This window comes from Polynucleobacter wuianus (assembly GCF_001659725.1).
Lineage (GTDB): Bacteria > Pseudomonadota > Gammaproteobacteria > Burkholderiales > Burkholderiaceae > Polynucleobacter > Polynucleobacter wuianus.
Map to the genome: position 1 here is coordinate 2,099,625 of NZ_CP015922.1, position 19,497 is coordinate 2,119,121.

24 protein-coding genes are annotated in these 19,497 nt (G+C 45.4%); 6 read left to right on the forward strand and 18 right to left on the reverse strand.

From position 1 onward, the window contains the following. Nucleotide 1 precedes the first annotated feature (1 nt). Nucleotides 2-760, reverse strand: coding sequence for an SURF1 family protein (locus A8O14_RS10785; protein WP_228385075.1), 759 nt, complete (start codon nt 758-760; stop codon nt 2-4). A 47-nt stretch (nt 761-807) separates the two neighbouring features. Here A8O14_RS10785 and A8O14_RS10790 point away from each other — a divergent pair, with 47 nt between their 5' ends. Next, on the forward strand, nt 808-1,020 hold the full coding sequence (locus A8O14_RS10790; protein ID WP_068949514.1) for a twin transmembrane helix small protein: 213 nt from the start codon (nt 808-810) through the stop codon (nt 1,018-1,020). 63 nt (nt 1,021-1,083) lie between these two features. On the opposite strand, the gene A8O14_RS10795 is transcribed toward A8O14_RS10790, so the two are convergent. From A8O14_RS10795 to A8O14_RS10820, 7 genes are all read right to left on the reverse strand, one after another. After that, entirely contained in the window at nt 1,084-1,938 is an 855-nt protein-coding gene (locus A8O14_RS10795; RefSeq protein ID WP_068949515.1) for a cytochrome c oxidase subunit 3, read from the reverse strand. A gap of 29 nt (nt 1,939-1,967) precedes the next feature. Continuing rightward, complete coding sequence (locus A8O14_RS10800) at nt 1,968-2,132, reverse strand: DUF2970 domain-containing protein (RefSeq protein ID WP_071608698.1); 165 nt, start codon at nt 2,130-2,132, stop codon at nt 1,968-1,970. Between the two features lie 26 nt (nt 2,133-2,158). Then, the gene (locus tag A8O14_RS10805) at nt 2,159-2,743 is read right to left on the reverse strand and encodes a cytochrome c oxidase assembly protein (RefSeq protein WP_068949517.1); all 585 of its coding nucleotides are present in this window, start codon (nt 2,741-2,743) and stop codon (nt 2,159-2,161) included. Nucleotides 2,744-2,758: 15 nt separating this feature from the next. Next, nucleotides 2,759-2,974: a cytochrome oxidase small assembly protein gene (locus tag A8O14_RS11960; protein WP_216217828.1), complete on the reverse strand. Its 216-nt coding sequence runs from the start codon at nt 2,972-2,974 to the stop codon at nt 2,759-2,761. Next, nucleotides 2,874-4,493 (reverse strand): cytochrome c oxidase subunit I, encoded by a 1,620-nt coding sequence (ctaD, locus tag A8O14_RS10810; protein ID WP_068949518.1) that lies wholly within the window; start codon nt 4,491-4,493, stop codon nt 2,874-2,876. The genes A8O14_RS11960 and ctaD overlap by 101 nt, the downstream gene beginning before the upstream one ends. A gap of 42 nt (nt 4,494-4,535) precedes the next feature. Further along, complete coding sequence (gene coxB / locus A8O14_RS10815) at nt 4,536-5,606, reverse strand: cytochrome c oxidase subunit II (RefSeq protein ID WP_370623054.1); 1,071 nt, start codon at nt 5,604-5,606, stop codon at nt 4,536-4,538. 276 nt (nt 5,607-5,882) lie between these two features. After that, nucleotides 5,883-6,671 (reverse strand): methyltransferase domain-containing protein, encoded by a 789-nt coding sequence (locus A8O14_RS10820; RefSeq protein WP_228385076.1) that lies wholly within the window; start codon nt 6,669-6,671, stop codon nt 5,883-5,885. Between the two features lie 23 nt (nt 6,672-6,694). Here A8O14_RS10820 and A8O14_RS10825 point away from each other — a divergent pair, with 23 nt between their 5' ends. Together A8O14_RS10825 and trmL are read left to right on the forward strand one after the other, a co-directional pair. After that, entirely contained in the window at nt 6,695-7,438 is a 744-nt protein-coding gene (locus A8O14_RS10825; protein ID WP_068949828.1) for a ComF family protein, read from the forward strand. Nucleotides 7,439-7,466: 28 nt separating this feature from the next. Then, nucleotides 7,467-7,937, forward strand: coding sequence for a tRNA (uridine(34)/cytosine(34)/5-carboxymethylaminomethyluridine(34)-2'-O)-methyltransferase TrmL (trmL, locus tag A8O14_RS10830; protein WP_068949520.1), 471 nt, complete (start codon nt 7,467-7,469; stop codon nt 7,935-7,937). A gap of 20 nt (nt 7,938-7,957) precedes the next feature. Here the strand turns inward: trmL and A8O14_RS10835 are convergent, their stop codons facing one another. From A8O14_RS10835 to A8O14_RS10850, 4 genes are read right to left on the reverse strand one after another with little or no spacing between them, the layout of a single operon-like run. After that, nucleotides 7,958-8,980, reverse strand: a complete 1,023-nt coding sequence (locus A8O14_RS10835; protein WP_068949521.1) for an NAD(P)H-dependent glycerol-3-phosphate dehydrogenase — start codon at nt 8,978-8,980, stop codon at nt 7,958-7,960. A gap of 24 nt (nt 8,981-9,004) precedes the next feature. After that, entirely contained in the window at nt 9,005-9,529 is a 525-nt protein-coding gene (secB, locus tag A8O14_RS10840) for a protein-export chaperone SecB (RefSeq protein WP_068949522.1), read from the reverse strand. 26 nt (nt 9,530-9,555) lie between these two features. After that, nucleotides 9,556-9,810 (reverse strand): glutaredoxin 3, encoded by a 255-nt coding sequence (grxC, locus tag A8O14_RS10845; RefSeq protein ID WP_068949523.1) that lies wholly within the window; start codon nt 9,808-9,810, stop codon nt 9,556-9,558. A gap of 8 nt (nt 9,811-9,818) precedes the next feature. Then, complete coding sequence (locus A8O14_RS10850; protein WP_068949524.1) at nt 9,819-10,232, reverse strand: rhodanese-like domain-containing protein; 414 nt, start codon at nt 10,230-10,232, stop codon at nt 9,819-9,821. 22 nt (nt 10,233-10,254) lie between these two features. On the opposite strand from A8O14_RS10850, the gene gpmA reads away from it, so the two are divergent. The 3 genes from gpmA to A8O14_RS10865 are packed head-to-tail and all read left to right on the forward strand — an operon-like array spanning nt 10,255 to nt 13,159. Further along, on the forward strand, nt 10,255-10,944 hold the full coding sequence (gene gpmA / locus A8O14_RS10855; protein ID WP_068949525.1) for a 2,3-diphosphoglycerate-dependent phosphoglycerate mutase: 690 nt from the start codon (nt 10,255-10,257) through the stop codon (nt 10,942-10,944). A 10-nt stretch (nt 10,945-10,954) separates the two neighbouring features. After that, nucleotides 10,955-12,388 carry a S41 family peptidase gene (locus A8O14_RS10860; protein ID WP_068949526.1) on the forward strand — a complete coding sequence of 478 codons (1,434 nt, stop codon included), beginning with the start codon at nt 10,955-10,957 and terminating at the stop codon, nt 12,386-12,388. 18 nt (nt 12,389-12,406) lie between these two features. Beyond that, entirely contained in the window at nt 12,407-13,159 is a 753-nt protein-coding gene (locus tag A8O14_RS10865) for a HesA/MoeB/ThiF family protein (RefSeq protein WP_068949527.1), read from the forward strand. Nucleotides 13,160-13,170: 11 nt separating this feature from the next. On the opposite strand, the gene ptsP is transcribed toward A8O14_RS10865, so the two are convergent. The 6 genes from ptsP to A8O14_RS10895 form a co-directional block, all read right to left on the reverse strand. After that, entirely contained in the window at nt 13,171-14,922 is a 1,752-nt protein-coding gene (ptsP, locus tag A8O14_RS10870; RefSeq protein WP_068949528.1) for a phosphoenolpyruvate--protein phosphotransferase, read from the reverse strand. A gap of 2 nt (nt 14,923-14,924) precedes the next feature. Then, entirely contained in the window at nt 14,925-15,194 is a 270-nt protein-coding gene (locus A8O14_RS10875; RefSeq protein ID WP_068949529.1) for an HPr family phosphocarrier protein, read from the reverse strand. A gap of 14 nt (nt 15,195-15,208) precedes the next feature. Beyond that, nucleotides 15,209-15,634: a PTS sugar transporter subunit IIA gene (locus tag A8O14_RS10880; RefSeq protein WP_068949530.1), complete on the reverse strand. Its 426-nt coding sequence runs from the start codon at nt 15,632-15,634 to the stop codon at nt 15,209-15,211. A 1-nt stretch (nt 15,635) separates the two neighbouring features. Further along, on the reverse strand, nt 15,636-16,577 hold the full coding sequence (gene gshB, locus A8O14_RS10885) for a glutathione synthase (protein WP_068949531.1): 942 nt from the start codon (nt 16,575-16,577) through the stop codon (nt 15,636-15,638). Between the two features lie 29 nt (nt 16,578-16,606). Further along, nucleotides 16,607-17,905, reverse strand: coding sequence for a glutamate--cysteine ligase (gshA, locus tag A8O14_RS10890; RefSeq protein ID WP_068949532.1), 1,299 nt, complete (start codon nt 17,903-17,905; stop codon nt 16,607-16,609). A gap of 104 nt (nt 17,906-18,009) precedes the next feature. Beyond that, the gene (locus tag A8O14_RS10895; RefSeq protein WP_068949533.1) at nt 18,010-19,494 is read right to left on the reverse strand and encodes an ammonium transporter; all 1,485 of its coding nucleotides are present in this window, start codon (nt 19,492-19,494) and stop codon (nt 18,010-18,012) included. Between the last annotated feature and the right edge of the window lie 3 nt (nt 19,495-19,497).

Below are 19,497 nucleotides of genomic sequence, written 5' to 3' on the forward strand. Positions count from 1 at the left end.
CCTAAGCCCTATCCTTTACATCCTGACGCCAATATTGACGCAGGCCAGTAATCAACCAAAACAAGAATCCACAAGTTGCTAAAGCAAACCACTGGAATGCATAAGCATAATGGCGATCGACTCCACTTGTCAGAGGTGACCACTCTCGTAATAAACCATCTTCAATCCCCATATTTTCTTCACGCAAGATGAATGGGGCCTGATTCCAACCACGAAGATTACCTTCAGCCGTTAGATTGAAGTTTTGCTCTATCTTTGGCTTGCCTACATCACCTGAAGGTTTGCCATCCCCTAGTTCATAAACCTTACCTGGATGAGCAAAGACGATACCCTCAACATTCACAATCCCTGCGGGAGTTTTCACTGGCGGTAAAGTTTCTCGATTCTCATTATTTCGCGGAGCCCAACCGCGATTAATCCAAAGTACTTCATCGCGACCCTCTAAGCGCAAGGGCATCATCAAATAAAACCCCGCTTGGGATGAGGCGGTACCAGCGGCGGGGATAGGTCTTGGACGGTTATCTAACCAGATAGCGCCTTCGGAAATAAACTGGCCACGTGCGATCATGCGGCGTTCACCGACCTCTTCCAAGGTCCAAGGCCCTGCATTAGCACTCAAAATTGGCATTTGTTGTCGAGCTAATAAATTAGCTGCTAATGCAATTTTGCTGCTGGCTCTACTCAACTGCCAAACGCCCGCTCCGCAACTAAGCGCAACCACCAGCAAGGCTGATACAGTAGCAACTATGCGCTTTGTCACAAGGCTGTGAAAGAGACTATTTAAAGGATTCAAGATAAGGATTTGAGATGAAGTGGATTATTCCAATTGTCCTACTAATGATCGTTGCTAGCTTAGGCTCAGCGCTTTATTACATGATGAAAGATAAGGGCAATAGCGCTAGAATGGTTCATTCCCTCATGCTGCGAATTGGCTTATCTATTGCGCTATTTCTAGGTATTTTGCTGGCCCACTACTTTGGCCTCATTGAAGCGACTGGAATCAAGGTTGGCACAAACTAAACTGCTACAAATTAGAGTCCTCAGAAACAAATCGGGGCTTAGAGCCCCGATTTTTTATTCTAGTTACATCCAGTAAACAGCGATGTACAAACCAAGCCATACAACGTCAACAAAGTGCCAGTACCAAGCAGCACCCTCAAAGGCAAAGTGATGCTTAGCTGTGAAATCGCCGCGAATCATACGACGCAAGACAATCGCCAACATCGTGCCACCAAGGAACACGTGGAAGCCGTGGAAACCTGTCAACATGAAGAAGGTTGAGCCATAGATACCTGAAGTCAATTTCAGATTCAACGCATGGTATGCATGGTAGTACTCATACATCTGGAAACCCAAGAAGATTGCGCCCAAACCAACAGTTGCGGCCAAACCAATAATGGCCCTCTTCATATGGTTCTCTACTAATGCGTGGTGAGCAATCGTAATAGTCACGCCGGAACTCAACAACAATAAAGTATTGATGGTTGGAACTGGCCAAGGACCCATGGTAGTGAACTTCTCAACCAAACCAGCTGGACCATCATTAGGCCAAACAGCCTGAAAATCTGGCCAGAGCAACTTGCTCTCAACATCACCCATCCAGGGCATTGCAATATTGCGAGCATAGAAGAGAGCCGCAAAGAATGCGCCAAAGAACATGATCTCGGAGAAGATGAACCATGCCATCGACCAACGATAAGAGATGTCTACGTTGACACCATTCTTACCAGCGTTTGACTCAGCAATCGTGTCACCAAACCAGTTGTAGAGCACATAGAGAACAAATGCTACTCCCGTCAGGGTAAGGGGGCCACCCCAAGGAGCATGGTTAACCCAGCCTGATATGCCAAAAGCAAAGCCAATGAGGCCAAGTGCAGCCATAGCTGGATGCCTAGATAGTCCAGGGACGAAATAGTGTGGGGTTGAATTGGATGACATCTTATTCTCTCTATTCAATCAAAAAATAATCAATGGGACACAACTACTTTCACTATTAAGAGCAGGATAGCCATAAAAATTAAGGCACCAACAACTCCCGCAATAATAATGTGTACAAAACTTAACGACGCTACATCTTCCTGCAAACCTGACTTCTTACGCACTCCTAAAAAACCCCACATCACGGCTTTCATAGACTGCGTAAAGCTACTTTTCTTCTTCACGAAACAACCTTTGATTTAGGAGCCGGTGGAGTACCGCCCAAGCCCAGCTCAAAAAAGGTGTACGACAAAGTGATGGTTTTCACATCATCCGGTAAGCCTGAATCAATTACAAAAACTACTGGCATCTTCTTGGTTTCATTTGCTGCCAATGTTTGCTCTTGAAAACAAAAACACTCTAGTTTGGTAAAAAACTCTGTCGCACTTTTAGGCGCATAACTTGGTATGGCTTGCGCCCTTACCGAACGATTCTGATTATTGGTGACTTCATAAACAATCTCTGTCATCTCACCCGGGTGCACTTCTAGAAAATTCTTAACCGGTTTGAATGTGAATGGGCCACGGCTATTTGAGTCAAACTCAATCGTTACCGTACGAGCATAGTTAACCTGGGTATTGCCAACCTTATTAGGACTAAAGGCTCTAACGCCATAATCATTCTTATTTGTTACGACATTAATGCCAGTAACTTCACACAGAGCCTTATACATTGGCACTAAGGCATATCCAAAGCCAAACATCATCACCGCTGCAATTAAGAGCTTGACTAAGATTTGACGGTTGAGTGACTGAGTAGAAACCATTGCTGTAAGCAGGCGTTAACCTAAAAAGCTCCGTTTGATCACGATACCAATAAAGAAGGTCAGGACGACGCTCAAAAGGACAAAGCCCAGCCTGCGGTTATTCGCAGCCAGGGCTTGTTTATTTGAAGAATTAAATTCCTGCTTCACGCATTTGCTCTGCACTAGGCGGAGTTTCAAAAGTATGATGAGGCGCAGGAGAAGGAACAGTCCACTCCAAACCTTTAGCGCCATCCCATGGCTTCATTGGTGCTTTTTCACCTTGGCCACGGTACGCTGGCATCACAACAAAGATTAAGAAATAAACCTGCGCTAAACCGAAACCTAAAGCACCGATTGAAGCAATCATATTGAAATCAGCAAACTGCGTTGGATAGTCTGCATAACGACGTGGCATACCAGCTAAGCCCAAGAAATGCATAGGGAAGAAGGTGATGTTGAAGAAAATCATGGAAGCCCAGAAGTGGATCTTGCCGCGAGTTTCATTCGCCATATAGCCGGTCCACTTAGGGCACCAGTAGTAGAAGCCTGCGAACATTGCAAACAATGAGCCCGCTACCAATACATAGTGGAAGTGAGCAACGACGTAATACGTATCTTGCACGCCGATATCGATTGGCGCCATCGCCAAGATCAAACCAGTGAAACCACCCATCGTAAATACGAAGATAAAACCGATAGCCCACAACATTGGAGTTTCAAAGGTCATTGAACCTTTCCACATTGTTGCAACCCAGTTAAAAATCTTCACACCAGTTGGAACAGCGATCAACATGGTTGCGTACATGAAGAACAGTTGACCCGTTACTGGCATACCAGTAGCAAACATGTGGTGAGCCCAAACGATGAATGACAAGATCGCAATCGATGCGGTTGCATAAACCATGGAGCTGTAACCAAACAATGTTTTTCTGGAGAAAGCAGGAACGATTTCACTCACGATTCCAAATGCTGGAAGAATCATGATGTAAACCTCTGGGTGGCCAAAGAACCAGAAAATATGCTGGAACATGATTGGGTCGCCACCACCAACAGCAGAGAAAAATGAAGTGCCGAAATGACGATCAGTCAAAACCATGGTGATCGCGCCAGCCAAAACAGGCATCACAGCAATCAACAAGTAAGCAGTGATCAACCAAGTCCAACAGAACATTGGCATCTTCATCAGAGTTAGGCCAGGAGCGCGCATATTCAAAATGGTGACGATGATATTGATCGATCCCATGATCGAAGAAGCGCCTAACAAGTGAAGCGAGAAAATCGCCATATCCATGCCAGGGCCCATTTGTGAGGTCAATGGAGCATAGATTGTCCAACCACCCGCAGGGGCGCCACCAGGAACAAGGAATGAGCTCAATAACAAGGTTGCAGCTACAGGCAGAATCCAGAAGCTGAAGTTATTCATTCGAGCAAATGCCATATCAGACGCACCAATTTGCAATGGCACCATCCAGTTAGCAAAACCAACGAAAGCTGGCATGATCGCGCCGAACACCATCACTAAGCCGTGCATGGTGGTGAGCTGGTTAAAGAACTCAGGGCGGAAGAATTGCAAACCAGGCTGGAATAATTCCAAACGAATTCCCAAGGCCATCACGCCGCCAGCTAATAAGCTAACAAACGAGAACATCAGGTACATCGTGCCGATGTCTTTGTGGTTGGTTGCGAACAACCAACGACGCCAACCATGTGGCGTGTGATCATCATGCGCGTGATCGTGTGCGTGATCGTGGGTAGTAGAGACTGTGCTCATGAATTACTCCGGTTTCGTTTTATCTATATTAGTTAATCTGAATTACTGGCCGCGTGCGGTAATAATTTCTTGGGTCTGAATTACTTCGCCCGTTTTATTACCCCATGAGTTACGGGTGTATGTAATCACTGCAGCAATATCGCCATCAGAAAGTACACCAGCCCATTTCGGCATTGCATTTTTACCGTTTAACAAAATGTTGAATTGACCCGCTTTAGGACCATTCACCACTTTGCTGCCATCCAATGCTGGGAACGCACCCGCACCTTTACCGTTAGGCTGATGGCACGCAGCACAGTTCGCTGCGTACACTTTTGCGCCACGCTCTTTTTGCTCATCCAAGGTGTAAACCTTTGAAGGATCATCTCCAGCAGCGCCCATTTCTTTTTTCTTCTGCGCTACCCAAGCGGTGTAATCCTCTTCAGAAACCACTTTCACAACGATCGGCATAAAGGCATGCTCTGCACCACAAAGCTCTGAACACTGACCGCGGAATGTACCAATCTTGTCAGCTCTAAACCAAGTATCTCGAACAAAACCAGGGATCGCATCTTGCTTTACACCAAATGCTGGAATAGTCCATGCATGAATAACGTCATTAGCAGTAGTGATCAAACGAATCTTCTTGCCAACTGGCACGACCATTTCGTTATCCACTTCCATCAAATACGTATTTGATTTTGGCGCTAGGTTATTAATCGCTTCACGTGAAGTAGACAAAGTAGATAAGAAGCTAATGCCTTCGCCTTCACCTTTAATGTAGTCGTAACCCCACTTCCACTGGTAGCCAGTAGTCTTAATGGTGATGTCAGAGTTGGTAGTGTCTTTCATGGCAACAACTGTTTTAGTTGCGGGCAATGCCATGCCAATAACGATGAGCAAAGGAATCACCGTCCAAATAATTTCAACAGTGGTGCTCTCATGGAAAGAGGCTGACTTATGGCCTAAAGATTTACGGTGCTTCAAAATCGAATAGAACATCACGCCAAATACGCCCACAAAAATGAGTGCGCAGATTACCAACATCATCCAATGAAGCCAATGGATTTCTTGCATGATTTTGGTTGCTGGGGCAGTGAAGTTCAGCTGGTTTACAGCTGGACCGCCAGGCATGTTTTCAGTTGCGTGTGCAAAAGCAGTGCCGAAGGCTGCTACTAGATAGAGCGAAGCCCTAGTGACTTTTCCAAATAAATTCATCTTATTCTCTGTTTATTGTCGTGAGCACAGTAGCAAAAAGCGCCACAAAATGCTCAAAATGCGGTCTCAAGCCAATACATCCAGCGGTGATTATAGGGTTAATTAGGCACAAGAACAAACAGGGATAACCCACCTTCATCCAATCTTGGTCGAGCTTAAAATGATAGTAAGCACTTACACTTAAGCAGGATATTACCTAGTCTTGCGTCCAATTTGATTTATATCGATATAGGCAACGCTGTCCTGCGCTTTTGCAAGTTGCTTGCCAATAGCCCAAGCGTGCCCGTAAACCACTTCTAAAGTCAGTTTTGTGGGCAATTCTGTCGTTTCATAAGCAAAATTGGTGCTAGGAGTACCCATCTTCAAAGCCTCGATATCTGCCAATAACAGCGCTGGCTTTTCATAATCGAGCATCAGATATTCCATGTCCATTACGGGATCCGAAAAACGCTCGCCCATTAGTGCATCACCCATATCGTGCATATCCCAAGGGTTTAATAGGTTTTTGAGCTGAAAAGGGGTTATACCCATCGAGCGTAGCTCTTTTCCGGTGTCAGGCCCTAGATAGCTAAACGCAATCAAACCGCCCTCTCGCAGCACTCGCCAACACTCCTGCAAAAAATGCTTTGGGTCGGCAAGGTCTTGCAACAATAAATTACTAAATACCAAATCAACAGAATTATCAGGAAGATCAAATTTGCCAGTATTGAGATAACTTGCAATGGCGCTTGTTTTCCCATTGCGAAACAATGTGCGCCAATTTGCCGAAACTTTAGATCGCCACAAGTCAAAACTAGATGAGCCCTGTTCAGCAACACTATGGATGCGAGCCCCAGGAAAGCGCTTTGCAAAAGAATATAAATGCTTCCCAGAAAAATCTGGGATCAACAAAATATCTTGAACTTTTAATTTGACGATATCGAGTTTTTGCAACATACGGTCTGCAATTTCGTCTTGTAACCATCTAATTGGCTGGGTCATTGGCTCAGTATACTCAGCGCCCCATGCATTTTCTAGTGAATCTTACTCAATCCATCAGCGTACAAATATTGCCCACTGCTTGCATTGCTTGTCAGCAATATCAAGACAATTCTATTTGCGTCTCATGCCTCAATGCTTTGCAGGAGCATAGCCTTACTCACTACGAGTGCTGCTATCAATGTGGCATTCCGCTAAATGCATATGAAGTTCATGAACAACATTGCCAATCGTGTAAAAAGCATTCACCATTCTTTGATGAAACTCATTGTCTTGATTGCTACGACGGGATATTACAAGACGCCCTGCATCAACTCAAATACCAAAAGAGAATTGCATTTGCACATGGGCTTGCTAAGGCATGGAATCAAATTCAATCGAACCTGCTAGGACAACATCATGCAGACTTTCTTCTCCCCGTTCCATTAAGTACTGAAAAATTACTCACTCGAGGATTTAATCAAAGCTGGGAACTGGCAAGGAGAATCCACTGCAGCAACCATGCGCAAAAGCTCCCTTACGCCCTAAGACGCCATCATCACCCAGACCATCAAGCAGGCAATACCTTAGTAGCAAGGCAAGATGCTATTCAGGAGATGTTTTATATTGACACTCAATATCAATCTCGCTTGAAAGGCAAAATCGTTATTGTCTTTGATGATGTGATGACTAGCGGTGCGACACTCAATGAAATTGCGCGTATTCTCAAATCTATTGGGGTCTTGCGTGTCATTAATTGGGTATTACTCAGAACCACAAAATTTACTTGATCAGTCCTTTAAGAATTGAAAATGCAGCATGTTTAATATCGTTTTATTCGAACCAGAAATTCCTCCGAATACGGGAAACATTATTCGCTTGTGTGCCAACACGGGAGCAAAACTGCATCTTATTGAACCATTGGGCTTCCCAATGGAAGACGCTAAATTGCGTCGCGCCGGTTTGGATTATCACGAGTTTGCAAGTATCAAAGTACACGCAAATTGGGCACAGTTTCTGATCAATGAAAAACCCGATCCCCAGCATCTCTTTGCATTAACCACTAAGGGCAAGGGAAGGTTTCATGAGGGAAGGTATCTTGCGAATGATTACTTCATCTTTGGCTCAGAAACCAAAGGCATTACTGATGAAGTACGCAACTCAATTCCCGCTGGAAATCAGATGCGTCTTGCGATGCAAGATAGTAGTCGCAGCCTAAACCTATCCAATACGGTGGCCATTGTGGTATATGAAGCTTGGCGCCAGAATGGTCTTGCAGGCGGCAAGTAGACCTAAGAAGCTTTACGGTCTTAAGATTCAATTTTTGGGTCGCGGCCCATTAGCTTTTTAAGAGCCTCTTTTGGGGTGAGTTTGCTCGAGAGCACTTCCCCCATCATTGTTGTGATCGGCATTTCTACATCCAAACGCTTTGCAAGATCACTGACTGCGGCGGCACACAACACACCCTCGGCAACATGACCCAAACTTGCCAAAATCTGATCTAAAGATTTTCCCGCAGCCAACTCAAGCCCTACACGGCGATTGCGCGATAGATCTCCTGTAGCAGTCAAAATCAAATCGCCAACACCTGTTAAACCCATACAGGTTTCAGATTTACCACCAGCAGCTTTAACCAAGCGCATCATCTCTGCAAGACCGCGGGTTAGCACTGCAGCGCGCGCATTCAATCCTAAATTTAAGCCATCACCAATACCGGCAGCAATCGCTAATACATTCTTTACGGCACCACCCAATTCAACACCGATCAAATCATCGCTGGAATAAACGCGCATATTGCCATGATGAAAAGCAGCTTGAACGATTTCACAAAGATGCGTGGAAGAACTGGCAACGGTTAAGGCACATGGCATTCCTGCACCTACCTCATGAGCAAAACTCGGCCCAGATAAAGCGCCATAAGCATGCTTTAGGCCATGACTATGAGCTCGATCTTCACGCCCTACAACTTGATGGGGCAAAAGCGCGGTGGATGGCTCCAAGCCTTTACACAACCAAATAATATTAAGTGGCTGATTCGCAATCTTCAGAGCATTGGCAATAGTTTCTGAGAGACCAGACATCGGAGTTGCAATCACTAAAAGATCTTCAGGACCAACTCGTTTGACTGCAGCAGCAAAATTGCTTTCTAGCAGTAAATTTTTTGGCAAAGAAATGCCTGGTAGGTAAGACTGGTTTTCACCCGTTTGCACAATATCTTGCAACTGTTTATCACTACGAGACCATAAGCACACATCTTCTGCTTGAAGCTGACGTGCTGCTTGAGAGGCCATTGCAGTCCCCCAAGCACCGGCACCAAGCAATGTCACTTTCATAATCTGTGACCTAGCTTTTGATGATTAATTCGGAAGAATGATTTTGCTTTCATCTGAACTATCGCCAGCACTATCGCCAGCAGCTTGTTGCGCCTGCATCAATCTGTGCTCGTACATTCCATGGAAATTAATTTCATTCAAATGGATCGGCTGGAAACCAGCACGACTAATGACATCGGCCATGTTTGATCGCAGGTATGGATACAAAATTGTTGGGCAAGTAATGCCTAACATTGGATCAATTTGTTCAGCAGGGATATTTTTAAATTCAAAGATACCTGCTTGATTAGCCTCAACTAAGAAGAGTACCTTGCCTTCAACGCGCGCAGTTATGGTAGAGCTTAGGGTAACCTCAAAGAGTTCACCGCTGATAGGCTTAACGCCAACATCCACTTCAATTTGTACCTGTGGCTCTGCAACCACCAGGAAAATTTCTGGTGCATTGGGTTGCTCCAGAGATAAATCCTTCAGGTAGATGCGTTGAATGCGAAATGAAGGATCTTGAGATTCGGTATTGGCTGCGCTAGGAGCAGAAGATTGTTCAGTCATCACAAACTTTCTTTATATTTAATCTATCAAACTAATAAAGGATCGAGCTTTCCAGCGCGATCCAAAGCAACTAAATCATCGTAACCACCCACATGGGTCTCATCAATGTAAATTTGCGGGACAGTGCGGCGACCAGTGCGAGTCATCATGACCTCACGTTGAGCGGGATCACGATCAATCAAAATCTTTTCTAAATTACTCACGCCTTTTTTTTGCAACAGTTTTTCCGCCATAACGCAGTATGGACAAACTTGTGTGCTGTACATTGTGACTTTTGGCATATCTTCTCTTATTTCACCAATGGAAGAGCAGCAATTTTCCAGGCTTGAACACCGCCCTCTAAAACACCAACCTCTAAAAATCCAAGCTTTTGAACTCGAGCTAGGGCTTTGCGCGATTGTGATCCAGTCTCGCAAACCAATACTAGAGGGCGCTTGCGATCCAACTTCAAAGTTTCAATAGCAGCCTCTAGACTGGCTACATTAGCCATCTTCGCGCCAGGTAGATGCCCCGCTTTAAATGCCTCTTCAGCACGTAAGTCCAAAACATGGGCTTTACGGCGGTTTATCCAAATAGTCGCTTCAGTAGGCGACAAGCCTTTTCCGCTGATAAGCGTAGATAATGTAGGAAGGAAAAGCGCTGCGCCCGAAACAAGCAGAAGGGCAATAAGCGCTAAATTATCAATTTGCGTGAGAAAGTTCATCACCGGATTATAGAATGGCTCTATGAAACAACTTGTCCTTATTCGTCATGGCGAATCCGCCTGGAACCTTGAAAACCGCTTCACTGGCTGGGCGGACGTTGACTTAACCCCTAAAGGCGCAGAACAAGCCCTAGCGGCGGGGAAGAATCTTAAAAAAGCGGGCTATGAATTCGATATTGCCTACACGTCTGTTTTAAGACGTGCCATTAAGACCCTCTGGCATGTGCAAGACACCATGGATCTGATGTGGATCCCAGTAGTACATAGTTGGCGATTGAATGAGCGTCACTATGGTGCACTCACAGGCCTTAATAAAGCAGAAACTGCAGCAAAGTATGGCGATGAACAAGTCCATATTTGGCGACGTTCTTATGATGTGCGCCCTCCATTGCTTGAAGCGGATGATGAGCGTAATCCAAAAAATGATAGCCGCTACTCAAAATTAAACACATCTGATATTCCACTCGGTGAATGCTTGAAAGATAACGTTGAACGTGTTCTACCACTTTGGAATGAGTCTATCGCACCCGCACTTAAAGCAAACAAGCGTGTACTACTTGTAGCTCATGGTAATAGCATTCGCTCCTTGATTAAGTATTTAGACCAGATGTCCGATGAGGCCATCATGGAAGTTAACGTTCCCAATGGCATTCCCCTAGTCTACGAGTTAGATGACAACCTCAAGCCAATTCAACACTTCTATTTGGATTAATACAAATAACATGCGTCAATTTCTGAAGAACTTTGCTCTCATTACAGTCGGCCTTATCGCTGGTGTTGCCGCCACTATTCAGTTATCAGCGACCGCTCAGCAGGGCTCGCAGCTACCCCTAGATGAACTGCGTACGCTATCGAATGTATTTGCTCAAATTAAACGTGAGTATGTCGAGCCCATTGAGGATAAGCAACTACTAACTGATGCCGTTAAGGGAATGGTTAGCAGTCTTGATCCACACTCAACCTTTCTAGACAAAAAAGATTTCGCGGAGATGCAAGAGCAAACCTCTGGGAAGTTTGCTGGCCTCGGAATTGAAATTACCTCAGAAGATGGTGTTGTTAAAGTTCTCAATCCGATTGAAGACAGCCCTGCTGCACGCGCAGGCTTACAGGCTGGCGACTTAATTACACGCTTGGATGACAAACCTGTCCGCGGAATGTCGCTTGATAAAGCAGTGCGCACAATGCGTGGTACACCAGGTACAAAAATTACCTTGACTGTTTATCGCAAGAGTGAAGAGCGTAGTTTCCCGGTAACTATTACTCGCGCAGAAATCAAAGTCCAGTCTGTGAAAGCCAAGATCCTAGATAACGATATTGCCTGGGTACGTGTTACCAGCTTTCAAGAACGCACCGTTCCAGATCTAGCCAAAAAATTAACTGAGCTTGCTAACCAAGACCCAAAAATGAAGGGCATCATTCTTGATCTCAGAAATAATGGTGGGGGATTATTACAAGGCGCGGTTGGAGTAGCAGCGGCCTTCTTACCACCCGATGCCGTCATTGTCTCAACCAAAGGGCAGGCGCCTGACTCCAGGCAAGTATTTAATGCAACGCCAGCCATGTACCGACTGAGTGAAGCTGGCGATCCTTTGGCGGGCGTGCCTGAGATTTACAAAAAACTACCGATGGTTGTTTTAGTAAATGCTTACTCTGCATCTGCCTCTGAAATTGTTGCAGGAGCGCTTCAAGACTACAAACGCGCAACCGTTATTGGAAAGACAACTTTTGGCAAGGGCTCAGTACAAACAGTACGCCCTCTGAGTAATGACTCCGCTCTTAAGATTACGACCGCCTACTACTACACCCCCAGCGGTAAATCTATTCAGGCCTATGGCGTGAAACCTGATATTCCAGTAGATCAAAACAAAGATGGCGATCCTGATGATGTTTTAATCACTCGTGAAATAGATAGCGAGAAGCATCTTCGCAACAAACAAACAGCCGAAGACAAATTGATTAAAGATCGCGAGCAACGTCGCCTTGAAGAGTTACAGCGCATCGAAGAGAAGAATGCCAAGAAAACCCCCGAGGAAAAAGAGAAAGAAAAGAACAAGAAGCCCCCTGAACTTGGTAGCGCCGATGATTTCATGCTTTCTCAAGCGGTGGCTTTTATTAACGGTCAACCGGTGAAGCGCTCTTCATCTAAGCTTGAGTAAATTCTTTACGACCTGCAAATGAATGACGCGCAGCTACTTCGCTACTCAAGACATCTTCTACTTGAGGATATTGATGTTGAAGGTCAGGAAAAGCTATTAAATGCTCACGCCCTAGTCATCGGTGCTGGTGGCCTTGGTAGCGCTGCAGCCCCATACCTAGCAGCTGCCGGAGTTGGGCACATCACATTAGTAGACCATGATGAAGTTGAGCTCACCAATCTACAACGCCAAATCATGCATACTGAATCCACAATTGGTGAAAGTAAAGTTGCCTCAGGCAAACAATTTTTACAACAATTGAACTCTAGTATTCAGATTGAAATAATACAATCCAAGGCAACTGAAGCGCTATTGGATGAATTACTACCTAGCGTAGATATTGTTTTAGACTGCACAGATAACTTTTCAACGCGACAACTCATTAATGCCAGCTGCGTTAAACATCAAATACCTCTAGTCTCGGGGTCGGCCCTGCGGTTTGATGGTCAGGTTTCTGTATTTGACTCCCGAAATGCTACATCCCCCTGCTACGCCTGTATATTTTCTCCTGATGAAGAATTTGAAGAAGTGAGTTGCGCTAGCATGGGAATCTTTTCTCCGCTTGTTGGCATTATTGGTGCCATTCAAGCTGCACAAGCACTACAAGTATTGATTGCGTTTGGAGAGCCACTCATTGGGCGAATGTTGCTCTGGAATGCGCGCACCACTCAGATAGATCAAATTCGCATCGCTCGCAACCACGACTGTCTAGTCTGCGGCAAATCCCGCTAAGCGCTGAAGATTTACGCCAGCAGGCGTTCTAAGGCCTTAGCCTGAGCTTCAGGCTCATAAGCCTTCAGCACTCTAGGAAAGCGGGCCTTCAACATGCCAACATTGGCTTTTAGAATCTCTCGCTTTACTAGTAAGAGCTGACTGAAATGCATTGAAAAATCCGTCAGTCCCATCGCAAGCAATAACTTGGTGAGCATTGGATCTCCCGCCATCTCACCACACACAGCAACTGGTATATTAGCGCGCTTAGCCTGATCAATAATGCTAGCCATCAAATTCAAAATTGCTGGATGCAAGGGATCATACAAATGCGCTACTGCATGATCAGCGCGATCAATTGCCAAGGTATATTGAATTAAATCATTAGTACCAATCGACAAGAAATCAAAGTGGCTGATAAATAAAGGCAAGACCAAAGCGGCAGCGGGAATTTCAATCATGGCGCCGACTTGGATATTCGGATTAAAAGATTGACCACGCTGCAATAACTGTTGCTTTGCTTTTTCAATCAAGCGGAATGTTTCATCGATTTCCTTGGCATGAGCCAACATTGGAATCATGATGCGTGCTTGACCATGAGCGGATGCGCGCAAAATTGCTCTTAATTGAGTTAAGAAAATTTCTGGCTCTGTCAAGGACCAACGAATCGCCCGCAAACCCAATGGTGATGTGCCTGTCTGTGATACGTCGGTACCACCCGCACCCAAAGCTTTATCAGCGCCAACGTCAATCGTTCTGATGTTGACTGGCAAGCCATGCATAAGATCAACTACACGACGGTATTCTTGGTATTGCTGTTCCTCATCCGGCATCGCTTGCTTACGATCCATGAATAAAAACTCAGAACGAAATAAACCCACCCCCACTGCGCCTAGTTTTACTGCCTGTATCGCATCTTCTGGCAACTCAATATTGGCAAAGAGCTCAATGTCTACTCGATCTAAAGTCTCTGTTTTGGAGTGCTTTAACTGCTGGAGTTTACGAGCCTCCTTTAATGCCTGGGTTTGTAATTTGCGATACTCAGCTAGTAGTTGCTCATCAGGAGCAACCACAACAATACCTTGCTCGCCATCTAAAATGAGCCAATCACCATGGCGAATCATTTCGCTAGCATGGCGCACACCAACTACAGCAGGTATCTCCATACTTCGCGCCACGATAGCAGTATGCGAGGTTTTGCCACCTAAGTCAGTAACAAAGCCTGTAAATGCATGCTCTTTAAAGCGCAGCATGTCATGCGGCGCAATGTCGTGAGCAACGATAATGGACTCCACACCCACATCACTCGATGGCAAAAAATCAGGTTCATTTAGCGCATCTTTCTGGGCATTCAGGGCTTTGATGACTCGCTCAGCTACCTGACGAATATCATTCGCACGTTCTTTTAAATACGGGTCTTCAATCTCAGCAAACTGCTCTAAAAGATCATTGAGTTCGGTAGTCAAGGCCCAAGCAGCATTCAATCGTTGTGTACGAATAAGCTTGATTGGTTTTTCTGCTAAGGCCGGGTCGGCCAAGATCATGCCGTGCACATCCAAGAACGCTGCCATCTCTTGCGGGGCATCCTTAGGCAAGCCCAGGCGCAATTGATCTAGCTCTAAACGGACTTGATTAAATGCGTCTAGTAACTTTTGGGCTTCCGCCTCTTCTTTACCGGGTTCAACCAAATAATGACTTACCTCTAAAGCTGCACGTGAAATCAGTACCGCTTGGCCAATGGCAATGCCTTTGGATACCGGAATTCCGTGCAGCGCAAAGGTCATACTTATTCGCCCTCTCCAAAGCGGTCATTAATTAATGCGGTGAGCGCTTCCATGGCCTCATCGGCTTTATCGCCGACCGTTTCTAAAGTAACAGTGCTGCCAATGCCGGCTGCCAGCATCATGACGCCCATAATGCTCTTGGCATTAATTTGACGTCCATTGCGTGACAACAATACTTCACAGGGAAATTGTGCGGCCAATTGAGACAACTTTGCAGATGCTCTAGCATGAAGCCCCAATTTATTAATGATCTCAATTTCAGCTACTGGCATTGCGCGCTCCGCTCCTATTGCTCTTGATCTACTTTTGCGCCAAGACGCAAAATTCCATGCTGTCCACCAGCGAGTGCTTTCTTAGCTAACTCCTCTAAACCTTCACCGCGATGAGAGATACAACGCATCAGCATCGGTAAATTAAGACCCGCCAAAACAATTACCGGAGCATTGAGTCCCGACAAGGGCCCGAGACTTTCTAGCTTAGAGGCGACATTTGCTGGGGTTGCGCCCATCACATCGGTCAAAATGAGAACACCATTACCAGTATTTACACCGTAGGCTGCTTTGAGTACTCGATCAAAGCTCACCTTAGTATCTTCATGTGGAGGTATATCAACCGCTCTAACGCGCTCTGGCACTACACCAAAAGTATGTTCCGCAAAGCTCAGCATTGCGTTAGCAACGGGAGTGTGGGCAACGATTACGATTCCAGCCATGTTATGACAATGTCCTCTCAAGGGCTTTTAACCAAAACTGCGGCACATCAAAACTACTTTGATCTGTAATTTCAACAAAACAGGTTGGGCTAGTAACGTTTATCTCGGTCAAATAGCCGCCTATTAAATCCAAGCCCACCAAGAATAAACCGCGTTGATTGAGAATGGGGGCAAGTTTTTGAGCAATTCTTTTCTCTTCAGCGCTTAAAGGCATTGCAACACCCTTGCCACCCGCAGCTAAATTACCGCGAATTTCTTTGCCCTGAGGAATGCGGGCCAAGGCAAAGGGCACAACCTCACCACCAATTAACAATACACGTTTATCGCCCTGCGCAATCTCTGGCAAAAAGCGTTGCGCCATTAAAGTTCTAGCGCCATTCTCACCGAGCGTCTCAACAATACTTGCGAGATTCAAGCCGTCAGGCCCAACACGAAACACACCCATCCCACCCATTCCATCTAGAGGCTTAATCACAATATCCGTATGCGCTCTATGAAACTCTTCAACTGCACTGAGTTCGCGAGTCACAAGTGTTGGAGGAATCAGCTCAGGAAACTCAGTAATCGAGAGCTTTTCAGAATGATTACGAACAGCCGTAGGATCATTAAATACTTTTGCGCCCTGTATTTTTGCAGCAGATAAGAGCCATGTTGAATTGAGATACTCGATATCAAACGGTGGATCCGTTCTCATCTGCACTGCAGAAAATGAATTGAGAGCTTTTGATTGGACTTCCCCTAAATCAAACCAAGATTTAGAGCTTGGTTTTATCAATAATGATTGGCAGTCAGCAACTACCAAATTATCTTTCCACAAGAGATTACGACTCTGACAGAACCACAACTGATGACCCGCCTCTTGAGCAACACGCATCATCGCTAGAGTGGAATCTTTTTTGATCTTGAAAGATTCTAGAGGGTCCGCAATAAATAAAAGATCCATATTCTTCTATTAAGTGATCAGCATGAATACTATGCTGCTTCCATATCTGGGTCAGTGCGCTCGAGTTCTAAAGAGGCTGCAAGCAATGCCAAACGAGCTACTACACCGTACAAATAAAAACGGTTCGGTGCCGCACTACCTGGCTTAGCCCCAAGATCTGGCATAGAGTTTTGCTCAAAAGCCAGCGGCACAAAATGCATGCCAGGGGCGTTTAAGTTTTCATCTGGGCCACGATCTGTATGAACGCGATAGAAGCCGCCAATAACATAGCGATCAATCATATAGACTACCGGCTCTGCTACTGCCTCATTCACTTTCTCAAAGGTATAAACACCCTCTTGAATTAATACATTACTTACCTCAAGACCCTCTTTGACCACACTCATTTTGTTACGGTCTTTACGATTCAAACCTTTCAACTGAGTAGGATCGTTTACGACCATCACACCCATCCCGTAAGTTCCAGCATCAGCCTTCACAACGACATAAGGTTTTTCTTTGATACCGTACTCACGATATTTCTTTGCGGTCTTTTTGAGAACTTGCTCTACTGCAGTTTGCAATTCATCTTCACCTTTGCGCTCATGAAAATTAATATTTGAGCAACTAGTAAAGTAAGGATTAATCATCCACTGATCAATATCAACAACCTTAGCAAATTTCTTAGCCACCTCTTCATAAGCAGCAAAGTGATTAGACTTGCGACGAACATGCCAACCAGCATGTAAGCCAGGCAATAGATACTGCTCATGGATATTTTCCAAAATTGGAGGAATGCCAGCCGATAAATCGTTGTTGAGCAGAATGGAGCAAGGGTCAAAATCTTTTAAGCCCAAACGCTGTTTCTTCAATCCTAAGCGTGACAATGGCTCCATCAATAAACGATTACCATCAGGCAACTCAATCCAAGTTGGCTTCTTAATTTCTTCAGAGAAAGTACCTAGACGAACATTGAGTCCAGCCTGGCGCAAAATAGAAGAGAGGCGCGAAATATTCTGCAAATAGAATGTGTTGCGAGTATGCCGCTCAGGTATGAGTAATAAATTTTTAGCTTCTGGACAAATCTTCTCAATCGCAGCCATTGCCGCCTGAACAGCCAAAGGCAACATCTGCGGAGATAGATTATTAAAGCCACCGGGGAAAAGATTGGTATCGACCGGAGCAAGCTTAAACCCAGAATTTCGTAAATCAACTGAACAATAGAACGGTGGAGTATGCTCCTGCCATTCGAGCCTAAACCAGCGCTCAATCGTTGGGGTTGCTTCAAGAACCTTTGACTCTAATTCGAGCAAAGGACCGCTAAGGGCAGTGATGAGATGTGGAACCATTCCACCATTGTAAGATTATTAAAAGAAAGACGCGGGATCCTAGGATCCCGCGCTTAAAACTAGGCAACCAAGCATGGCCGCCCAGTGAGGGGTAAATCTACAGATTAAGACTCGTAGGCAGACTCACCATGTGAGCTGATATCCAAGCCTTCGCGCTCTTCTTCTTCCTTGACACGCAAACCGATCACGATATCGATCAATTTGAAGGCAATGAAAGAAACTACGCCAGACCAAATAATCGTAGTGATCACACCTTGCGCTTGGATCCACAATTGGCTAGCGATAGAGTAATCAGGAGCAACTGCGTTAGCTACATAATCCCAGATACCTGAGCCACCCAATGCTGGATCAGCAAATACACCGGTTAACAATGCACCAGTAATACCGCCTACGCCGTGAACACCGAATACGTCCAAGCTGTCATCTGAACCCAAAATTTTCTTGAGACCAGTAACACCCCAGAGGCAAACTACACCAGCGATCAAACCGATAATGATGGAACCCATTGGGCCAGCAAAACCAGCAGCAGGAGTAATAGCAACTAAACCAGCTACGCAACCAGAAGCAGCGCCCAACATAGAAGGCTTGCCTTTGAGAACCCACTCTGCAACAGACCAGCCCAATACAGCGGCGGCAGTAGCCAAGTATGTATTCACGAAAGCCAATGCTGCGCTACCGTTTGCTTCAAGAGCTGAACCAGCATTGAAACCAAACCAACCGAACCACAACAGAGCGGCACCAGTCATGACATACACTAAGTTATGTGGCTTCATTGCTTCTTTGCCGTAACCAATTCGTTTGCCGATCACAAAAGAACCAACCAATCCAGCGATCGCAGCATTGATGTGAACAACGGTACCGCCAGCAAAGTCGAGAACACCTTTTTGCCATAACCAACCAGCACGAGCAGTAATTGCTTCGAGGGATGCAGCATCTTTGATGTCATCAGGACCAGGCCAGAACCAAACCATATGTGCGATTGGCAAGTAGCTGAATGTGAACCAAATAACCATGAATATCAGGATTGCAGAGAACTTAGCGCGCTCAGCAAAAGAACCGATAATCAAGCAGCAAGTGATAGTTGCGAATACTGCTTGGAAGGCCATAAATACGTACTCAGGAATTACAACACCCTTACTAAACGTTGCAGCTACTGAGTCTGGATTCATTCCACCCAAGAAGAGACGATCAAGTCCACCGACAAATGCTCCGCCTTCTGTGAATGCAAGGCTGTAGCCATAAATAGACCAAAGCACTGTAATCAAAGAAAACACCATGAAACATTGCATGCAGATAGACAAGATGTTCTTGCTACGAGTTAAACCGCCGTAGAACAATGCCAAGCCAGGAAGGGTCATCAACAGCACTAATGCTGTACAAACCATCATCCAAGCAGTATCAGCTTTGTTGCACTTTTCGGAACAAAGTACAGGTGCAGGTTCTGCGGCTGCTGGAGTAGCGGCCGGAGCAGTCACTGCTGGTTTTTTGACTTCATCAGCATGCGCTGGCGAAGTAACCATTACACCAGTAGCGCCAATAGCCAAGGCCATAGCACCACCAGCAACGAGTCGTTTCATCCAAGTTAACATTTT

Coding starts and splice junctions, on each gene's coding strand:
- coxB (WP_370623054.1), bottom strand. CDS start 5,606: ATGCCTGGCGGTCCAGCTGTAAACCAGCTGAACTTCACTGCCCCAGCA.
- A8O14_RS10795 (WP_068949515.1), bottom strand. CDS start 1,938: ATGTCATCCAATTCAACCCCACACTATTTCGTCCCTGGACTATCTAGG.
- A8O14_RS11960 (WP_216217828.1), bottom strand. CDS start 2,974: ATGGCGCTAAAGGTTTGGAGTGGACTGTTCCTTCTCCTGCGCCTCATC.
- gshB (WP_068949531.1), bottom strand. CDS start 16,577: ATGGATCTTTTATTTATTGCGGACCCTCTAGAATCTTTCAAGATCAAA.
- A8O14_RS10825 (WP_068949828.1), top strand. CDS start 6,695: ATGCATTTTCTAGTGAATCTTACTCAATCCATCAGCGTACAAATATTG.
- A8O14_RS10835 (WP_068949521.1), bottom strand. CDS start 8,980: ATGAAAGTGACATTGCTTGGTGCCGGTGCTTGGGGGACTGCAATGGCC.
- A8O14_RS10805 (WP_068949517.1), bottom strand. CDS start 2,743: ATGGTTTCTACTCAGTCACTCAACCGTCAAATCTTAGTCAAGCTCTTA.
- A8O14_RS10820 (WP_228385076.1), bottom strand. CDS start 6,671: ATGACCCAGCCAATTAGATGGTTACAAGACGAAATTGCAGACCGTATG.
- A8O14_RS10790 (WP_068949514.1), top strand. CDS start 808: ATGAAGTGGATTATTCCAATTGTCCTACTAATGATCGTTGCTAGCTTA.
- ptsP (WP_068949528.1), bottom strand. CDS start 14,922: ATGACCTTTGCGCTGCACGGAATTCCGGTATCCAAAGGCATTGCCATT.
- grxC (WP_068949523.1), bottom strand. CDS start 9,810: ATGCCAAAAGTCACAATGTACAGCACACAAGTTTGTCCATACTGCGTT.
- trmL (WP_068949520.1), top strand. CDS start 7,467: ATGTTTAATATCGTTTTATTCGAACCAGAAATTCCTCCGAATACGGGA.
- secB (WP_068949522.1), bottom strand. CDS start 9,529: ATGACTGAACAATCTTCTGCTCCTAGCGCAGCCAATACCGAATCTCAA.
- gpmA (WP_068949525.1), top strand. CDS start 10,255: ATGAAACAACTTGTCCTTATTCGTCATGGCGAATCCGCCTGGAACCTT.
- A8O14_RS10800 (WP_071608698.1), bottom strand. CDS start 2,132: ATGAAAGCCGTGATGTGGGGTTTTTTAGGAGTGCGTAAGAAGTCAGGT.
- ctaD (WP_068949518.1), bottom strand. CDS start 4,493: ATGAGCACAGTCTCTACTACCCACGATCACGCACACGATCACGCGCAT.
- A8O14_RS10880 (WP_068949530.1), bottom strand. CDS start 15,634: ATGGCTGGAATCGTAATCGTTGCCCACACTCCCGTTGCTAACGCAATG.
- gshA (WP_068949532.1), bottom strand. CDS start 17,905: ATGGTTCCACATCTCATCACTGCCCTTAGCGGTCCTTTGCTCGAATTA.
- A8O14_RS10850 (WP_068949524.1), bottom strand. CDS start 10,232: ATGAACTTTCTCACGCAAATTGATAATTTAGCGCTTATTGCCCTTCTG.
- A8O14_RS10860 (WP_068949526.1), top strand. CDS start 10,955: ATGCGTCAATTTCTGAAGAACTTTGCTCTCATTACAGTCGGCCTTATC.
- A8O14_RS10895 (WP_068949533.1), bottom strand. CDS start 19,494: ATGTTAACTTGGATGAAACGACTCGTTGCTGGTGGTGCTATGGCCTTG.
- A8O14_RS10865 (WP_068949527.1), top strand. CDS start 12,407: ATGAATGACGCGCAGCTACTTCGCTACTCAAGACATCTTCTACTTGAG.
- A8O14_RS10875 (WP_068949529.1), bottom strand. CDS start 15,194: ATGCCAGTAGCTGAAATTGAGATCATTAATAAATTGGGGCTTCATGCT.